Source organism: Neobacillus canaveralius, from assembly GCF_047237705.1.
Taxonomy (GTDB): domain Bacteria; phylum Bacillota; class Bacilli; order Bacillales; family Cytobacillaceae; genus Neobacillus; species Neobacillus niacini_K.
In genome coordinates, this window is sequence record NZ_JBDFLL010000001.1 from 711,890 (window position 1) to 729,150 (window position 17,261).

The 17,261-nt window shown below is 39.9% G+C and carries 20 protein-coding genes; 7 read left to right on the top strand and 13 right to left on the bottom strand.

Features of this window, described 5'->3' with window-relative positions:
• Nucleotides 1-21: 21 nt before the first annotated feature.
• The 3 genes from ABC255_RS03465 to ABC255_RS03475 all read left to right on the top strand — a co-directional run bounded on the left by ABC255_RS03465 (nucleotide 22) and on the right by ABC255_RS03475 (nucleotide 2,791).
• The gene (locus ABC255_RS03465) at nucleotides 22-666 is read left to right on the top strand and encodes an amino acid ABC transporter permease (protein WP_412991347.1); all 645 of its coding nucleotides are present in this window, start codon (nucleotides 22-24) and stop codon (nucleotides 664-666) included.
• Nucleotides 663-1,391, top strand: a complete 729-nt coding sequence (locus ABC255_RS03470) for an amino acid ABC transporter ATP-binding protein (protein ID WP_412991348.1) — start codon at nucleotides 663-665, stop codon at nucleotides 1,389-1,391. The genes ABC255_RS03465 and ABC255_RS03470 overlap by 4 nt, the downstream gene beginning before the upstream one ends.
• A gap of 212 nt (nucleotides 1,392-1,603) precedes the next feature.
• A complete protein-coding gene (locus ABC255_RS03475; protein WP_412998470.1) occupies nucleotides 1,604-2,791 on the top strand; it encodes an amidohydrolase in 1,188 nt (395 codons plus the stop codon).
• A 77-nt stretch (nucleotides 2,792-2,868) separates the two neighbouring features.
• Here the strand turns inward: ABC255_RS03475 and ABC255_RS03480 are convergent, their stop codons facing one another.
• Both ABC255_RS03480 and ABC255_RS03485 read right to left on the bottom strand, forming a co-directional pair.
• Nucleotides 2,869-3,813 carry an aldo/keto reductase family protein gene (locus ABC255_RS03480; protein ID WP_412991349.1) on the bottom strand — a complete coding sequence of 315 codons (945 nt, stop codon included), beginning with the start codon at nucleotides 3,811-3,813 and terminating at the stop codon, nucleotides 2,869-2,871.
• A gap of 162 nt (nucleotides 3,814-3,975) precedes the next feature.
• Complete coding sequence (locus ABC255_RS03485; protein ID WP_412991350.1) at nucleotides 3,976-5,133, bottom strand: pyridoxal-phosphate-dependent aminotransferase family protein; 1,158 nt, start codon at nucleotides 5,131-5,133, stop codon at nucleotides 3,976-3,978.
• 372 nt (nucleotides 5,134-5,505) lie between these two features.
• On the opposite strand from ABC255_RS03485, the gene ABC255_RS03490 reads away from it, so the two are divergent.
• Together ABC255_RS03490 and ABC255_RS03495 are read left to right on the top strand one after the other, a co-directional pair.
• Complete coding sequence (locus tag ABC255_RS03490; RefSeq protein WP_412991351.1) at nucleotides 5,506-5,991, top strand: hypothetical protein; 486 nt, start codon at nucleotides 5,506-5,508, stop codon at nucleotides 5,989-5,991.
• Between the two features lie 90 nt (nucleotides 5,992-6,081).
• The gene (locus ABC255_RS03495; RefSeq protein WP_412991352.1) at nucleotides 6,082-6,648 is read left to right on the top strand and encodes an LOG family protein; all 567 of its coding nucleotides are present in this window, start codon (nucleotides 6,082-6,084) and stop codon (nucleotides 6,646-6,648) included.
• Between the two features lie 37 nt (nucleotides 6,649-6,685).
• On the opposite strand, the gene ABC255_RS03500 is transcribed toward ABC255_RS03495, so the two are convergent.
• The 11 genes from ABC255_RS03500 to ABC255_RS03550 all read right to left on the bottom strand — a co-directional run bounded on the left by ABC255_RS03500 (nucleotide 6,686) and on the right by ABC255_RS03550 (nucleotide 14,541).
• Complete coding sequence (locus ABC255_RS03500) at nucleotides 6,686-6,952, bottom strand: hypothetical protein (protein ID WP_412991353.1); 267 nt, start codon at nucleotides 6,950-6,952, stop codon at nucleotides 6,686-6,688.
• Between the two features lie 276 nt (nucleotides 6,953-7,228).
• Entirely contained in the window at nucleotides 7,229-7,777 is a 549-nt protein-coding gene (gene hxlB, locus ABC255_RS03505) for a 6-phospho-3-hexuloisomerase (protein WP_412991354.1), read from the bottom strand.
• Between the two features lie 3 nt (nucleotides 7,778-7,780).
• A complete protein-coding gene (hxlA, locus tag ABC255_RS03510; protein WP_412991355.1) occupies nucleotides 7,781-8,407 on the bottom strand; it encodes a 3-hexulose-6-phosphate synthase in 627 nt (208 codons plus the stop codon).
• 207 nt (nucleotides 8,408-8,614) lie between these two features.
• Nucleotides 8,615-9,592 carry a LacI family DNA-binding transcriptional regulator gene (locus ABC255_RS03515; protein ID WP_412991356.1) on the bottom strand — a complete coding sequence of 326 codons (978 nt, stop codon included), beginning with the start codon at nucleotides 9,590-9,592 and terminating at the stop codon, nucleotides 8,615-8,617.
• A 155-nt stretch (nucleotides 9,593-9,747) separates the two neighbouring features.
• Nucleotides 9,748-11,031 (bottom strand): MFS transporter, encoded by a 1,284-nt coding sequence (locus ABC255_RS03520; RefSeq protein ID WP_412991357.1) that lies wholly within the window; start codon nucleotides 11,029-11,031, stop codon nucleotides 9,748-9,750.
• 1 nt (nucleotide 11,032) lies between these two features.
• Complete coding sequence (locus ABC255_RS03525) at nucleotides 11,033-11,992, bottom strand: sugar kinase (protein ID WP_412991358.1); 960 nt, start codon at nucleotides 11,990-11,992, stop codon at nucleotides 11,033-11,035.
• Entirely contained in the window at nucleotides 11,989-12,747 is a 759-nt protein-coding gene (locus ABC255_RS03530) for a sugar phosphate isomerase/epimerase family protein (RefSeq protein WP_412991359.1), read from the bottom strand. The genes ABC255_RS03525 and ABC255_RS03530 overlap by 4 nt, the downstream gene beginning before the upstream one ends.
• Nucleotides 12,748-13,467: 720 nt before the next feature.
• Nucleotides 13,468-13,605, bottom strand: a complete 138-nt coding sequence (locus ABC255_RS03535) for a YvrJ family protein (RefSeq protein ID WP_034673739.1) — start codon at nucleotides 13,603-13,605, stop codon at nucleotides 13,468-13,470.
• Between the two features lie 65 nt (nucleotides 13,606-13,670).
• The gene (locus tag ABC255_RS03540) at nucleotides 13,671-13,889 is read right to left on the bottom strand and encodes a DUF2922 domain-containing protein (protein ID WP_412991360.1); all 219 of its coding nucleotides are present in this window, start codon (nucleotides 13,887-13,889) and stop codon (nucleotides 13,671-13,673) included.
• A gap of 33 nt (nucleotides 13,890-13,922) precedes the next feature.
• Nucleotides 13,923-14,141 (bottom strand): DUF1659 domain-containing protein, encoded by a 219-nt coding sequence (locus ABC255_RS03545; RefSeq protein ID WP_412998471.1) that lies wholly within the window; start codon nucleotides 14,139-14,141, stop codon nucleotides 13,923-13,925.
• 151 nt (nucleotides 14,142-14,292) lie between these two features.
• Complete coding sequence (locus tag ABC255_RS03550; RefSeq protein ID WP_412991361.1) at nucleotides 14,293-14,541, bottom strand: Spo0E family sporulation regulatory protein-aspartic acid phosphatase; 249 nt, start codon at nucleotides 14,539-14,541, stop codon at nucleotides 14,293-14,295.
• Nucleotides 14,542-15,226: 685 nt separating this feature from the next.
• Here ABC255_RS03550 and ABC255_RS03555 point away from each other — a divergent pair.
• Together ABC255_RS03555 and ABC255_RS03560 are read left to right on the top strand one after the other, a co-directional pair.
• On the top strand, nucleotides 15,227-15,736 hold the full coding sequence (locus ABC255_RS03555) for a DoxX family membrane protein (protein WP_412991362.1): 510 nt from the start codon (nucleotides 15,227-15,229) through the stop codon (nucleotides 15,734-15,736).
• Nucleotides 15,737-16,382: 646 nt separating this feature from the next.
• Nucleotides 16,383-17,237 carry a hypothetical protein gene (locus tag ABC255_RS03560; RefSeq protein WP_412991363.1) on the top strand — a complete coding sequence of 285 codons (855 nt, stop codon included), beginning with the start codon at nucleotides 16,383-16,385 and terminating at the stop codon, nucleotides 17,235-17,237.
• The last annotated feature ends 24 nt before the right edge of the window (nucleotides 17,238-17,261 follow it).

Consider the following 17,261-nt stretch of genomic DNA (forward strand, 5'->3'; position numbering starts at 1 on the left):
TTTTGAAAGGGGATGATAGGAATGGATATTATTTCTGCTGCTTTGCCGATGTTATTAAAAGGACTTCAAGTAACATTATATATATTTGTGATCGCTATTATTATTGGTTTTTTAATTGGTTTAGTAATCGCCTTATTCCGATTGGCACCGATTAAGATCTTGAATTGGATTGCAAAGGCTTATGTTGATGCCATTCGAGGAACGCCATTTATTGTGCAATTGTTCTTTATCTATTTTGGTGTTAATTCACTCCAAATCGTTTCCTTAAACAGTACCACAGCCGGTATCATTACGGTTGCGATCAATGCAGGGGCTTATTTTGCTGAAATTATTAGAGCCGGGATTCAATCAATTGATAAGGGACAAACGGAAGCGGCAAGATCGATTGGCTTTACTGGTGCACAAACAATGCGCTATATCATTCTTCCACAGGCTTTTAGAAGAATGCTTCCAACCATTACGAATCAATCCATCATCAGCTTAAAAGATACTTCGCTTTTATCGGTCATTGGTATTGCCGATTTAACACAGCAAGGACAGATTCAAGCTTCAGCCACATTTGAAGCTTTCAAGATTTGGCTGGCTGTAGGTGTCATTTACTTCATCGTCATTTACTTGTTAACACTTCTTGCTAATTTCGTTGAGAGGAGGTTTCAACTTCGATGAGCATGATCACGGTAAAAAACTTGAAAAAATCATTTGGTAACCTAGAGGTTTTGAAAGATATTAATGCAGAAGTGAAGGAAAAAGAAGTTATTTGTGTCATCGGGCCTTCTGGTTCAGGTAAGAGTACATTCCTACGCTGCTTAAATCGCTTAGAAGAGATTACTGGCGGACAGGTTGTCATTAATGGACATGATATAACGGACAAAAAAGTCGATCTTAACAAAGTGAGACAAGAGGTTGGAATGGTATTTCAACAATTTAATCTATTCCCTCATAAAACCGTCCTAGAAAACATCACATTGGGACCTATTAAGATTCATTCTACAGAGAAGTCTGCAGCGGAAAAATTAGCTCTTGAGTTACTAGATAAAGTAGGACTGAGAGAAAAATCAAATAGCTACCCGGGAGAACTATCCGGAGGACAAAAGCAACGTGTTGCAATTGCAAGGGCACTAGCGATGAATCCGAAAATTATGCTATTTGACGAACCGACTTCAGCACTTGATCCGGAAATGGTCGGTGATGTTTTAGAAGTCATGAAGCAGCTTGCTATAGAGGGAATGACGATGGTCGTTGTTACCCATGAAATGGGCTTTGCCAGAGAAGTTGGAGACCGAGTTATTTTCATGGATGGCGGCTATATTGTGGAAGAAAATGAACCGAATGCGTTATTCGGCAACCCTCAGCATGAACGAACAAAAGCATTCTTGAGTAAGGTACTATAGAATCTAATATAAAAGGATGGTGCAGTTTTGCACCATCCTTTTATATTAAAGTGAATTTTTTATTCTCCCGATAATTTCCTTATATTCTTCTTCTTTTAAGACACAACAAAGAGTTTCTGTTTGACTAGTGTTTATCGATAGGTGCATTCTAATTATAACGATAGTATGGAGATTTCTTTTATTCTTTGCCATCAAAAGGGGAGATGAGAATGATGAAAAGCGATTTAATGGGAATGTTAGAATCACGTAAAGAAGAAATCATCGCAATCCGCCGCCATTTACATGAAAATCCTGAGGTCTCTTTTAAAGAGGAGAAGACGGCTCAGTATATTGTAGATTTTTATAAGGGAAAAGATGTTGAGATTCAAACAAATGTTGGGAATGGGTATGGCATTATCGTAACGATTAAAGGTGGAAAACCTGGAAAAACGATTGGTCTTCGTGCAGATTTTGATGCCCTTCCGATTGTAGAAGAAGCGAATGTTCCCTTTAAATCAAAGAATGAAGGGGTCATGCATGCGTGCGGACATGACGGACATACAGCGTACTTGTTAGTTTTGGCTGATTGCCTTATTCATTTAAAAGAGTTCATTCCAGGTACGATCAAAATCATTCACCAGCATGCAGAGGAAGTACCGCCAGGTGGAGCAAAAAGTATTGTCGAGTCTGGGTTAATTGACGATTTAGATGCAGTATATGGCATTCATTTGCTGCCAATGGGACCAGCTGGTACAGTAGGTTATCATGCCGGGTATTCCTTCAACGGACGAGCATACATGAAATTGAAGGTACAAGGAAGAGGCGGGCATGGTTCCTCACCTCATCTCGCGAACGATGCAATTGTCGCTGCCTCACATTTTGTTACAGCAGCGCAAACGATCGTCAGCCGAAGATTAAGTCCTTTTGATGTAGGTGTCATCACCATTGGATCTTTTGATGGAAAAGGGACATTCAACGTAATTAAGGATAGCGTAGAACTTGAAGGCGATATTCGCTATATGACGGTAGAAACAAAAGAAACGATTGAAAAAGAAGTGAAGCGGATTGTAAGAGGGATTGAAGAGGAATTTGGCGTGACCTGTGAGCTTACGTATACACCAGATTATCCGCCATTATACAACGACCCTGAGCTTACGGCATTGGTCGCAGAAAGCTTGCGAAGCATGAATGATCCTGATATTAAAGAAGTGAAGGAATTTCCGGCGATGGCTCCATCCGAAGACTTTGCCTATTATGCCGAAAAATTCCCGGCATGCTTCTTTTATATTGCCTGTACACCAAAAGGAGTAGAACAGCCTTACTTCAATCACCATCCGAAATTTGATATTGATGAAGATGCCCTCCTAGTAGCTGCCAAAGCGGTTGGTCATGTTGTTTGTAGTTATTATGAATTAAATTAAAAGTCCAAACTAGGGTGCCTGTCACCTAATGGAATATATCACAAGGATACGGTCTATTGTCGGTATCCTTGTTTCATTTAGTTAGCTAAAATTTCGTTGATTTTTTCAAGCGTATCACCCGATAGTTTGACTCCGGATGCTTTTATGGTTTCTTCAAGCTGCTCTGGACGGCTTGCGCCAACTAGGGCACTTGCTACATTGTGCTGGCGTAAAATCCATGCGATTGCAAGCTGTGCTAAGGTTAAATCTTCCTCATAGGCTACTGCTCTTAATTGTTCCACTTTATCTAAATTTTGCTCCGTTAGGATATGAGACATGTTTGTGTTCGCTTGTGCTGCACGGCTTCCTTCTGGAATGTTTGCACCATTTTTATATTTTCCAGTTAGCACACCTTGTGCCAATGGGGAGAAGACCACTTGACCGATACCATGTTTTTCGCTGACAGGGATGATTTCTTTTTCAATATAGCGCTGCAGCATGCTGTAATTTGGTTGATTCACGACAATGCGGTCAAGAAGTTTCTTATCCGCAAGGTGCACTGCTTCGGTAATTTGTTCGGCTGTCCATTCACTTACGCCGACATATAGAACCTTCCCTTGGCGTACTAAATCATCTAAAGCTCTTAGCGTTTCGTGTAATGGAGTATCTGGGTGGTAACGGTGGCAATAATAAATATCTATGTAATCCATGCCAAGACGCTTTAAACTAGCATCGCACTGTTCCATGATATGTTTGCGGGATAATCCTTGATCATTTGGACCTTCACCCATTTTTCCAAACACCTTTGTAGCTAATACATAAGAGCTACGTGGATATTTACTAAGTACCTTCCCAACGACCTTTTCTGCTTCACCACGTATATAAACATTCGCAGTGTCAAAAAAATTGATTCCTGATTCGTACGCAAGGTCAATCGAGGAAACTGCATTTTGTTCTTCTACATATCCACCATATGTAAGCCAGCTGCCTAAACTAATTTCACTAACCTTTAATCCGGTATTGCCTAGACGTCGATATTGCATGCACCAATTCCTCCCAAACTAATGAAATTCCTTAATATTTGTACTATACCATAATATGGGTTTTGGTGGGTGAACCATGCACTTATTTGAAAAAGGAAAGATAGTCTGGAGTTACCGAAAAGAAAGGCACAGTCTATTAAGACCACACCTCTCTTTAAAGGATTACTTCCGTAGGGATTTTAAGAAAACATTTTGTGCCGCAGCCACTCCTGCCCCGGGCTCGAAGGAATAGGAGAAGTCTTGTAAACCAGCTTCAATTAGAGAAACGGCTTGAAGGATATCACTTGGGAAGCAATAGCCCATGTGGCCGAATCGGAATATCTTCCCTTGGAGATGCCCAAGTCCACCAGCAAAATCAAGGTGATATTTCTCCTTTAGATGACCAATAAATGAGGGTAATTCCAATCCTTCTGGAGCGCATATAGCCGTAATCGTTGGTGAAGCATGCTCGTCGGATGTTAGGAGTCCGATAGAAAGAGCCCTCATTGCCTGCCGCACCATATTCTTCATTAATTCATGTCTTGCCACTGTTTGCGGAAATCCACCTTCCTCATCAATTAAGTCACAGACAGCGGAAAGTCCCATAATCAATGAGATGGCAGGGGTGTTAGGTGTCATGCCCTTCGCTGCCCATTCACGATAGCTGAGTAAATCTAAATAATAAGCTGGTTTAATCGTTTCCTCGATCACTTTCCATGCTCTTTCGCTGACACTTAATAGTGCAAGTCCGGGAGGGAGCATCATTGCTTTTTGTGAACCGGTTACTAAAATATCAATTCCCCATTGGTCCATTTCTGCCGGAGCTCCGCCTAGACAGCTAACTCCATCGACAATAAACAAAGCGTCGGTATGAGTACGAACAACCTCTGCCAATTTTTCAATCGGATTTAGAATTCCTGTCGAAGTCTCATTATAGGTTGCAAAAACTGCCTTAATATTTGATAGAGGTTTAAGGAACTCAATAAGATCTTCCTCGCTACAAGCTTCACCCCAACTTTTTTCGAGCTTATGTACTTTAAAACCGTATTTCTCACAAATAGACACGAAATAATTGCCAAAGGCGCCAACTGTGATAACCACTACTTCTTCACCAGGGGAAACAGTATTTACCGCTGCAGCTTCTAATGCCGCTGTTCCACCTGATGGCAGAAGTAGAATATCTTGTGCCGTCCCGAAAATAGGTTTTACACGATTGGTAGTTTCTTGATATAACTGTACAAACTCTGCTGTGCGATGGCTAATCATGTCCTGGCTCATGGCAAGCTGAACTCTTTTAGGTATTGGAGTGGGTCCTGGGTGCCTTAGTATATTTGGGTACATACTCTTTCCTCCATTTTGAATTGTAGTTTTTTAAAACTCGAGTACTTTTTAAGAAAAATTATGGAATTTCATGGATATCTCTAACTCTATAATATTATAGTTCCAAGCATCGCTTCAACCCTTTACACGGTAAAATGACAAAGCGTGAGGATAGCCTCGAAGCTTTGTTGTTTCAGAAAGCGCCGGACCCGACGGTGGTGAAGTTTCATAATATTTTCTAAAACTTGAAAAAGGACAGACTGATTATATTTCAATACAATAGTAAACGCGTAACTTTAGACCAGCACCCTTTTGTGTGTTTTTTATGTTTATTAATAGGACATAACATATAAGTTAACGAATTTCATAAATTTAATAAAGGGAGGTGTAATGATGGGTAAGGAGTTTTCGAATAATAATTCAACTAGAATGGCTTGGATAGCTGGATCCATCATTGGAATAATCGGTGTAGGAGTTATTACTATTCATGTATTACTCGGTTCATTGGCTCTCTTGTCAGCGGTAATTGCTTTCATATTGTTCTTTTATTATGGTACGGATACAACTGTTATTTGTAACGAAAAAGGCTTCACTGTTAAGAGTGAGAGCAGAGCCAAGGGCAAGTCTCTCCATGAATATCGGTGGGAAGAGGTTACACAAACCAAATACTATGATAATGAAAGTGAAGAAGATCATTTGACGACTCGTCGTATACTCGTTAAGACTGCGAGCGGTCCAGGGTTTAATCTCTATGCGATGAAGGGCTTCGATGAACTGATTGCGATCTTTAATCAGAAAACCAGCCATTTGCCGTACGTGTGGAAGAAACCAAGAGAAATGTCTAACATTTATACCATGCAGGAGCGCAGCTTTTCTTAACAAGCAGGAAGTTCATTCTTCCTGTTTTTTGTTTTCTTTTCTAGCATTAACTATAATTATATTAAAACTTACCTATAGGGAGGCAGCGGCATGAAACGAGTGGCGGTTTATTGCGGTTCAAGTTTGGGGGCTTCAGAGGCTTATAAAACAGGAGCTATTCTACTGGGGAAAGAACTCGCAAAACGGAATATTACCTTAGTTTACGGCGGGTCAAGTATCGGGTTGATGGGTGCTGTCGCGGATACGGTGTTAAGTGAAGGGTGCCAAGCCATTGGTGTGATACCTAAGGTGTTAGAGGAAAGGGAAATCTCCCATAAAGGGTTAACGGAGTTAATTACGGTTGAAACCATGCATGAGCGGAAGGCAAAAATGGCTGATTTGGTTGATGGTTTTGTGGTCTTGCCTGGCGGGACCGGGACCCTTGAAGAGTTTTTCGAAGTATTTACCTGGGGTCAGATTGGCTTGCATAAAAAGCCGTGCGGTCTTCTTAATATTAACCACTATTATGACCCCTTAATCAGCCTGTTTGACCATATGATTGACCAAAAGTTTTTACAAGAAAAGTTCCGATCGATGGCGATTATTGAGGAAGAGCCAGCGGCATTACTTGATAAATTTTTAAATTACGAGGCTCCATCGATTAAAGCGTTTGAATAGGCAAAGCAAAAGCAGTGTGTGTTCACTGCTTTTCTTATTACCTGAGAACCAGAAATGATAGATAAATACATAGTGCTGCTACAGTGAAAAAAAGGATGGAAACTCGACGATTCATTCTCAATTTATATCCATATGCAAAGAAAAAGATCGCTGCTGCTAATTTGGAAATGCCTTGGTAAAGAGGTGTGTCTGAAAAAAAGGAACTGCTGAAAATGATTGAGGTTAGTAACGTTATGAAGATGAGCATTTTAAACCATAAGGGCTCTTTTAGAAAAAGTTGAATCATAAATTTAATCCGCTGCATGATAAAAAACTCCTTTCAAACAAGTATATGGAAAGTAATTTAATAGTATCACTTGTCTATATAGTTTTATATAATTTGGAAAAAGTAGATTTGACCTTCATAAAAATGTTTTTTGTTTTAGTGTCGAAATCCACTAAGCTATCTTCGACAAAATATTTCCCGGAAAAGTACCAAACATTCTTTTTTAAAAAGGGTTTGAGGATGTATTAATCAAACGCTTGTTTAAGGTGAATTCTCTAAGACTTTGTCGAAAAAAAAGACCCATCTGATATGGGTCTACTCTAAATTACTATGACGTCCGAATGCTGCGCTGTGGTCCACTTTGGTAAGCGCACTGTATTGCAGACATAGGGTATCGAATACAATGTGAGCACACTGGTCGAATAGAGAACCAAGTGGCTGAATCGTTTTTAATTCACTCTCACGGCGATATTTAGTAGCAGCGGGGACGTGAAGAATGGTTGTTGCAGAATCTGCTAATGGTGATTCTGGATTTGTGGTAACAGCTACCACAGAACAGCCAAGAGAATGTGTCTTTTCAGCGGTCCAAACTACATTCTTGGTTGTTCCTGAACCAGAAATCGCTACTAAAAGGTCGCCCTCTTCAATAGATGGGGTGATCGTTTCACCTACAACAAAAACGGCAGCTCCTAAATGCATTAAGCGCATGGCAAATGATTTGGCCATCAACCCGGAACGACCTTCACCAATAACGAAAATCCGCTTAGCTTTTTGCAATTTGCCGGCGATTTCTTCCAGCTTATTTTCTTCTACCTGACTGAGTACGGTTTCAATTTCTTTGATAATAGTAGGAATCAATAACATGATTTATTTTGCCTCCACTTTTTTAAATTTGGCTGCTGCTTCTGCTGGATTCTCTGCCATTGTGATGGCAGAGCCGATTATCACAATGGAAGGATTAAGTGTTTTACGTAATAGTTGCAATGAATCGAGTGTAATGCCGCCTGCAGCTGCAATGGTCATGTCTGGTCCATAGATATTTTTAGCCACTGCACCATGATTACTAGCTCCGAGCTCTTCTTGTTGATCCTTGCTTACATGCTCACAAAAAACGGCTTTCTTATATTTCATTAGTTCTCTTTTTTGCTGCTCTGTTGTATTTAATAAATCAATCATGACGATCTTATTGTATCGTTCTGCAACCTCCATGCACGCGTCAATGGTTACAAGAGGAGACACGCCCATGACAGTCACCACATCCGCTCCGGCTTCAAAACACATTTCAAATTCATAGCGGGCATTATCAATCGTTTTTATATCGGCAACAATCGTTTTGGCCGGGAAAGCTTGTTTCATCTCTCTAACGCTTGCCATCCCAAATTCCTTAATTAGTGAGGTACCTACCTCTATCCAATCGACGGAATCCTCCACTTTTCTAGTTAATTCAATCGCTTCATTTATTTCCATCCGATCCAAAGCAAGTTGTATTTTCATTGTTTAAACTCCTTTTCGGCAGTTAGATAAATCGATTTACTAAACCGGTTTATGAATTGATTATACTTTAAATGTAAGCGTTATTCAATAGAAAAGTATAGAGGGATGGAAGGGAGGAAGCAGGGAAAATGCCTGTCAATAACTGTCCGCCTGAGGTGGACAGTGTCCACGAGCGGTGACAGGCACCCAACCTGAGAGCCACCCAACTTACTTGATCTCGCTCGGAAATACGATTACTTCGGGGGCATGGCTTTCTTTGAGAATTTGTTCATAAAGGAGTTCGGCGGCTTTGGTCCCCATTTTTGCAGCTGGTTGTATGATAAAGGAAAGGGTCGTCTCGAGCATTTGGGAAAAGGGTATGTTATCAAATACTACTACGTCAAGGTCTTTTCCAAACTTCATTCCTTTTTCTTTTAAAAATTCCCCAAGTGCGATAAAAACACGGTCGTTCGCTGCGAATAGGGCTGTTGGTTTTACCTCTAATGAAAAAACCCGTGCCAATTTCTTTTTCATTTCGGGGATACCTGCTTCGATAATGTAATCTGGATTTACCTCTAAACCTGCCTCGTTCAAAGCTTTTTTGTATCCTTCTAATCTGTCTATCCGCGTGCTGACCGTTAGCGGCTGGACGGCAAAGGCAATATTTTTATGTCCGTTTTCGATGAAATGCTGAATGGCCTTGTAGGTGGATTCGGTGTTGTCGGTAATCACGGAAAACACATCAAGATTTTCTACTTTTCGATCAACAAACACAACAGGATAGCCTTGCTTTACCATGCTCTCATATAACTCATTATTTTTACCAGTTGGAAAAATAATCAGCCCATCGACCTGTTTCGCCCGCAACATTTCAATATACTTCTTTTCCTTTTCAGGATCATCATCGGCATTGCACACGATGGTCTGCAAATCATATTGATGAAAGAAATCCTCAATCGCACGGCTCACTTCTGTTGAGAAATAATGTGTTATATTCGCAACAATGATTCCAATAAGAGAGGTACGCTTTTGTTTGAGGCTCCTGGCTAAAAAATTGGGTTGATACCCTAGGGTCTCAATGGCTTCTTCAATTTTTTGCTTTGTTTTTTCACTCATATATTCATATCGTTTATTTAAGTATTGAGAAACGGTACTTTTTGATACACCTGCTTCACGAGCCACATCTGCCATCGTTACTATTTCCATGCCTATTTTCCTCTTTCCTATGGTCACTGCTTCCATTTTAGCGACAAATCAGCTAATTATCCAGTATCTGCAATGAACGGTCTTTTTTAAAACGAAAAGAGGATGACAAATTTTTGTCATCCTCAACCATTATACTAACCGTGCTAAGTGAAATATTACGCACTCACTTTCATATCTGTGGGCTTGCTGCTATCCTTTTTTGCGACATTTACCGCCCAAATAGTCAAGATTGCAGAAAGGAAAAGAGATCCTGCCATAAAGATATAAGAAGCACCAAATCCACCTGTTGCACCGTTTAAATATCCTACAATATAGGCACCAACGAATGATCCTAATGCACCCATAGAGTTAATCAAAGCCATTGCACCACCAGCAACGTTACGTGGCAGGATTTCAGGAATAATCGCAAAGAATGGTCCGTACGGAGCATACATCGCTCCACCTGCAATGATTAACAGGACAAAGGAAATCCAGAAATGCTCTGTACCAATTGCATAAGAAGCATAGAATGCGATTGCGCCAATTAATAGGAATGGCCAAACAAAGGCACTTCGGTTCATTATTTTATCAGAGAAATAAGAAGCCGTTAACATTAGAACAATTGCTAAAATATAAGGGACTGAAGACAACCAGCCTGTTGTGACAATATCCATATTCGGCGCCGCTTTAATGATAGAAGGGAGCCACATCACAAATCCATAGACACCAATGCTCCAAAGGAAGTATTGAATGCTAAGTAAAATAACGGGTTTTGATTTGAACGCTTCGGCGTAATTTTTAACCGGCTTGATACCTTCTTGTTCTTTAGCTAATTGTAATTCAAGGTCTGACTTTTCTTTATCGGTTAACCATTTTGCATCTTTCGGCTTATCGTTAACTAACTTCCACCAAATGAATGCCCAAATGACAGCAGGTAGTCCTTCAATAATAAACATCCATCTCCAGCCGACCGATTCCACTAAATAACCAGAAACAATTGACATCCATAAAACAGTTGCGGGGTTCCCAAGAATTAAGAATGTATTGGCACGAGAACGTTCTTTTTTCGTAAACCAGTTGCTTAGCAGGACAAGCATGGACGGCATGACAGCACTTTCAACAACACCAAGAGCAAAACGAATCACGAATAGTAACTTAACATTGGTTACCATTCCTGTAGCTGTAGCGAGTAAGCCCCAAGCAATTAATGACCAAAAGATTAATACCTTTGCACTCTTTTTCTCTGCGTAAGCTGCACCTGGTACTTGGAAAAAGAAATAACCCAAGAAGAAAAGTGCACCAAGCAGGGAGGAAGTTGCAGCTGTAATATCAAGGTCCTTCGCTAATCCGGAAGCAGCTCCAAATCCATAGTTGGCACGGTCAAGATAGGCAAGACTGTAAGTGATAAAAGCAATTGGAATCAAATAAAACCATCTTTTTTTAGCAATTGTTTGGTTCATGTTACTTCACTCCCTGTAGGTTATTTTCTAGATATTTTTCTAACTGTTCTTTGGTTGGATAGCCATCATTGTCACCTGGTGACTGAACAGCTAGTGAACCGATTGCATTTCCTCGAATAACCGCGTCATGAATCGAGAGACCTTCAAGGAGTCCACTGATTACTCCGACAGCAAAACCATCACCTGCACCAACGGTATCGACGACTTTTTCTACAGGAAAACCGAGCACGGTTCCTTCTTGTGTTGCTGTTTTATAAAAAGCACCAGCCGGTCCAAGCTTAATAACCACAAGCTCGACACCCTTATCCAAGTAAAAGGAAGCAATATCACGAGGATTACTTAAACCAGTTAAAATTTCACCCTCGGCTAACCCCGGTAAAACGTAATCCGCTTGGAAAGCTGCTTCATTGATTTCTTTTACCATTTCATCTTGTGATGCCCAAAGAGTAGGGCGTAAATTCGGATCCAGGGAGACCTTTCGGCCATTTTTTTTCATAGTAGTTAACGCATGTTTGGCGAATGCTCGTGCACTTTTTGAAATCGCTAATGGAATCCCTGTCATATGAAGGTGTTTAGCGGCTGTGAAATACTCTTCATTAAAATCTTCTACAGCAAGATGGCTCGCTGCGGATCCTTTACGGAAATATTGAACTTCAGGATCTCCTTGTAACACCATTGATTTTAATTGAAACCCAGTTGGGTAGGTGTTGTCGACTAAAACATGGTTAGTGTTGACGTTTTCATTTTTCAGCCGATCAATAATAAATGTTCCAAACGCGTCATTACCTACTTTACTCGCCCAGCCAGAGCCGAGCCCAAGGCGGGCAAGACCGATTGCGACGTTGGTTTCGGCGCCTGCAAGCTCACGGGTGAATTGGTTAACCTCATGTAAGGAACCAGGATGATTCGCCATGAACATCGCCATTGCTTCGCCAAATGTTACGACATCTAACTTTTTCACAGTAGTACCTCGCTTTCTGTCATCATTTGGATATACTCTTTTGTTCGTTCCTTTGGTTGTATTGGGAACTCAAGCGCTCTCACTAGATCGGAAGGAAGGCTGTTCATCACTTTTTCCCAGCTGTGTCCAATGTTTTTTTGAAGTGGAAGTGTTACAAGTTCCCCATTTTCCAAATCAACTTGTTTCAAATGAAGATACTGGACATATTGTGATAGCTGACTTAAAGCGTCGTCTATCTCCTGTTTGGAATAGTACCAGTTTCCTGCATCAAAAGTCATTTTAACCGGCACATTCTGTTCGGAGGCGCTTTCAAAAAATAACTTTAAATTGGATACATTTCCGCCATACAGCGTTTGGTCGTTCTCAATGAATAATTGAATTTCAAGATGCTGCTTTAAAAAGGAGTGGAGGTGGCTAACATTGGATTGCTCTTTACTAAAATGTCCTAGTGATATTTTGATCCAATTGGCACCAAGCTTCTTTCCTTCTTCAAAAATCGTCGTTAACTCTTGTTCGTTTAACTGATGATTCGCATTCCATAACTCGATGGGTGCCGAATACACAGTAAAGAGTTGATGTTTTTTTATTTCTTGTTTCATGCTTTCTAACGGCGGATCTTGTTCTGAAAATAACTCCCGGCGAATCTCAATTCCAAAAGCACCGGAACCGGCAATAAGCTTAATAAAAGAAGTTTGTCCTTTCTCTAAGACTTCGACTCTATCAAAAGCATTTAAAGGAACAATTACATTTTGCATGGTAATAACACCTTCTTTGAAGTAAGTATATATTTTTTATAAACCGGTTTAGTAAATCGGTTTATGGATATTATAAACTCATTGTAAGCGCTTTTGCAAGTAAAACTTTTAAAAAAAGGTTTGAAAGAATTTATCTTGTGGGGATGGATAAAGGATGATAGAAGTAGCGGGCTTAGTAGGAGATTTTTCTGGATAAGCTGAAGACTTCATACGGCAATCACATGAGTTAGTGATTGCCGTATTGTAATTTACCGGGGTGTAGGATCTTAATGGAAAGAATTTCACCACAGTTTAAACAAACAATATAGTTCTCTACTGATCCATTTGTAAAACTTTTTTCGATCGAACGAAGGCATATGTGATCACTTGCCTGAGTAAAGGAAGTTCCACCGCATTCTAAACATTTTTTTATGGTTAAATTCATAAAACACCTGCCTCCATAGTGAATTTTCACATCAAATGACGAAAAAAGAACGAAACGTTACAAAAATAATAAGTAACATTCCATTCTATGCAGGTTAGGCGCAAAAAATTTTCATAAAAAAAGGGATTCAGCCGGTTGCCGAATCCAAAAAGAAATCTTATAAAAGGGGGTTTATGAAAGAGAGAGAAAAATGTTTGTCCTCTTCATGTATTTATCTTACCCCCAAAGTATGAACAAACTATGAACAAAGGTTTAAGGTTCTATTAATTTGAACGTGACATCTTTCGGATCAGCTTCTACGCCTTCATGCGCTCGGGAAGATTTTGAATCGATTGGACTACCATATCTAGCTTCGACTCAATCCGATATAGCAAATAGAGGGTCACAACGATTGGAAATCCTACCTCACTAATCAGAGGTATCATTTGCTCCACGAGATTTCACTCCTTTCTTTTAAAAAAGACCGGCTTCTCTCGAAACCCGGCCTTCTCCTACTCTATTAAATAATCTCATATTCAGTTACATTTCGATCAATCACCCGAGCTCCTTTTACAGTAGCAAAATTACCGTTTGTAGAAGTGAAAACTCCTGACGTGATCATTTCTTCCATCGCCGCCTTAACCACAGATTCGTCAATTGGTTCCTTCGGATTGTCTATCGATAAGCGTGCTGATTTACCAAACTCTGTCGTAAACTCCAATTCTAATGTTTTAGCCATTTCATTCACCTCCTATCACTATTAATTTTTTGATTACGCTAGTAAATCTGCACTGTCAACTCTCTCAATATTGCTGAGAGTGTCGTTGGACAATCCAATCAACGCTTGTGCTGCTTGGAATAGTTGATCAGCTGTCGCAGATTTCTGGATATTACTAAGTATCTTTGCTTTTAAAACCGGTTTCCCTTCGTCATCCATGCCTACTTGAAACACCAAACGTAGTTTAGACGATGTTACAACTGCCTGTGCCATCGTTATCACCTCCTTTCACCCTTTATATATAGAAAAACAGGCGAAAAGGACATGGTCAGAAAAAATAAATTTAAGCTGGAGTGACCCGAAGATAGATTATAAAAGCAAATTAAAAAGAGACCAGCAAATTTTTTGCTGGTCTCTTACTTGTTTAAATCAGTTGTTCTATTTTCTCGTTAAAGTAATCATTCATCAGACAATCGAGTTTGATTGATAGACTTATATATTCGGAAGTATTTGGGCCACTTCGGGTAAATAATTCACTTAGTTTTATTTTTAACTCCACAATGTCCATTAATAGTTTTTTGTTTTCGATTTGGGCTGATTTATCTGTTTTCATCATACACCTCGTATGTTTTTTTGTAATTTGGTTTGGAAGGTGAGATGACTTGATTTCCAAGTGCTTCAATTTTATGATGGATAGCATTTTTCCAAAGCCTTTCCGATAGTAACATAGAACATCTTTGCTGTGAATACTTAATAAAATAGTAGGAAAATTGAGAAAAGGTGAAATGATATTGATATATCTTACTACTGAAAAACACCGCTGATTACACATGATTTCGGCCACAATACGCTATTTTATAATAACGTCTAAATTGCAACAATTTTTGTATTAAATATTATCCAGACTTTACATAATAACTCTATATGAAGTTATGAAATGGTTTTTTTGTGGAGGAGAGTAAACATAACGTTCCATTAACTACCGGTGAGATAGCCAAACTATGGACTCAATATATGAACGATCCTTAGTCATGTGCTTGAGACAACCCAAGACAATAAGGTTAAGGAAATATACCTACCTAATGGTCGAAATAGGGAGGTACGCAGAGGAGGGAGCTCAACTTTTTTAAAAAAAAGGGGCTGGCTCGAACAGCCGTCATTAGCTGAGGATAGAAGGAAATTAGCGAATGAAGATTGAAGATGAATTTAAAAATAACCATTTCTAGCAGCTGTTCAACATTCCGTCATAACATTTCAAACAAACTGTGAACTTAACACTATACCTATGTTGTTAACCTTCAAATTCCAATATAGTGTAAGTATAAAGAACAAGTAAATTTTGAAAGGCGGAATGACTTATGTTTAACAATTTTTTAAGAGAAAATAAAATCTCAGCAGCCATTCTTACTATTATTCGATTATACCTAGGCTACTCTTGGTTCACAGCTGGTTTTCATAAAATTACAGGCGGGTTTGACGCTTCCGGTTTCCTAAAGGGTGCGATTGCGAATCCAGTAAAGGGTCCAGATGGCAACATGGTGTATAGCTGGTACGTGAACTTCCTAGAAAGCTTTGCGTTACCGAACATTGATGTCTTCAACTTCATCGTTCCTTGGGGCGAAACCTTAATCGGCTTAGGACTTCTATTAGGATGTTTAACAACAGCAGCCATGTTTTTTGGATTAGTGATGAACTTCTCATTCTTTTTAGCAGGAACCGTATCTCATAACCCAACTGATATTTTCTTAGGCTTCATCATCTTAGCAGCAGGCTTCAATGCAGGTAAATATGGTCTAGACCGCTGGGTGGTACCATTCATCCGTAAAACAACAAAGACTTATACTGAAGAAAATAAAGCAGCAGCCTAACTAATAGGTACAAAGAGACGATTCGTTCCCCCCGAATCGTCTTTTTGGTGCTTAAGGACAAAATGTTTAGTAGCCTTCTAGGATTTGTCCTCAAGCCCCCTTATTAAGGACAAAACGTATAGTGGCCTTCTGAGATTTGTCCTCAAGCCCCCTTATTAAGGACAAAACGTATAGTAGCCTTCTGAGATTTGTCCTCAAGCCCCCTTATTAAGGACAAAACGTATAGTGGCCTTCTGAGATTTGTCCTCAAGCCCCCTTATTAAGGACAAAACGTATAGTAGCCCTTCTGAGATTTGTCCTCAAGCCCCCTTATTAAGGACAAAACGTATAGTAGCCTTCTGAGATTTGTCCTCAAGCCCCCTTATTAAGGACAAAACGTTTAGTGGCCTTCTGAGATTTGTCCTCAAGCCCCCTTATTAAGGACAAAACGTATAGTAGCCCTTCTGAGATTTGTCCTCAAGCCCATGAAAGAATCTATTTATCTTGTTTCTTCTGTAACGGGGTGTACTTGTTATAAATTACCCATAAGGTTCGAGGGATTTGGGTGAAAAGAATGGTTTTTTAGGGAAAACGACAGAAAATGAAGATTTTGCACGAATTTTGTCCGTGAACGCAACATTCATATTCATTGAAAGGGGGTGAAAATGTGCACTTCCGCCAATTTCTTATATTAGCACTGTTGGTTGGTGCTGCGATGTTTTTTCCAGACAATGCTTTTGCGGAGAAGAATGAACTTCGTCCTCAAAAGGGACAAGCTCCAGCTTCAACACCGGCCTCAATACCAGAACCGGCAGCAGTACAAGAAGCTGCTTCAATACCAGAACCTGCGACAATAGCAGTACCAGCAAAGTCTGAAGAAGCGAAATCGCTGAATAAGACAATTCCTGAACATGCTCGTGAAAACCAAGTACAAGCAAAACAACTACCAGCCCAAAATCAGGCTGCGTTAGAAAAAAGTTTGCCAGAGCAGGCTAATGGAAATATGAAGTCCGTGGTAAAGAAAGCTGAGAATGTTGCTCAGGTCAATGTTCCCGAACAAGCAGAGGCTGTCCAGGAAAATCATACAGTAGAAAAGTTGGCTCCAAATAATTCTATCCAAGATACTGATTCTGAAGGCTATGTCGAACAAGTAAAACGAGAAACAGTAAATCATACTGTCTATGTGCAAGATGTAGACGTAGACATAACAGAATCAGAATCCGTTGTGCAGGAGCCACAGAAAAATCCTGCCAGCAAGGAAGAGTTTCCTAAGGTGAACCAAGTACTGAATCAATCACAGAGAAGCAACAGTTCTGGGGGTCAATCAAATGATCGGGTTAATCAAGGGATAAATAATTTAAGCTTTTTGGATAAATGGTTTGAATGGAATCACTACTTTGAAATCAAACTTGTCCAGCCGTACCTTTCCCGGTTGGCATTGATGAATACTCAATGGGTGAATGCTCCGCCATCGCCACCGCCGCAGGCAGCTCCTTTTTTCACTAATGTCACCCGCAGCTAAAAGCCACGGATCATGATAATAAAA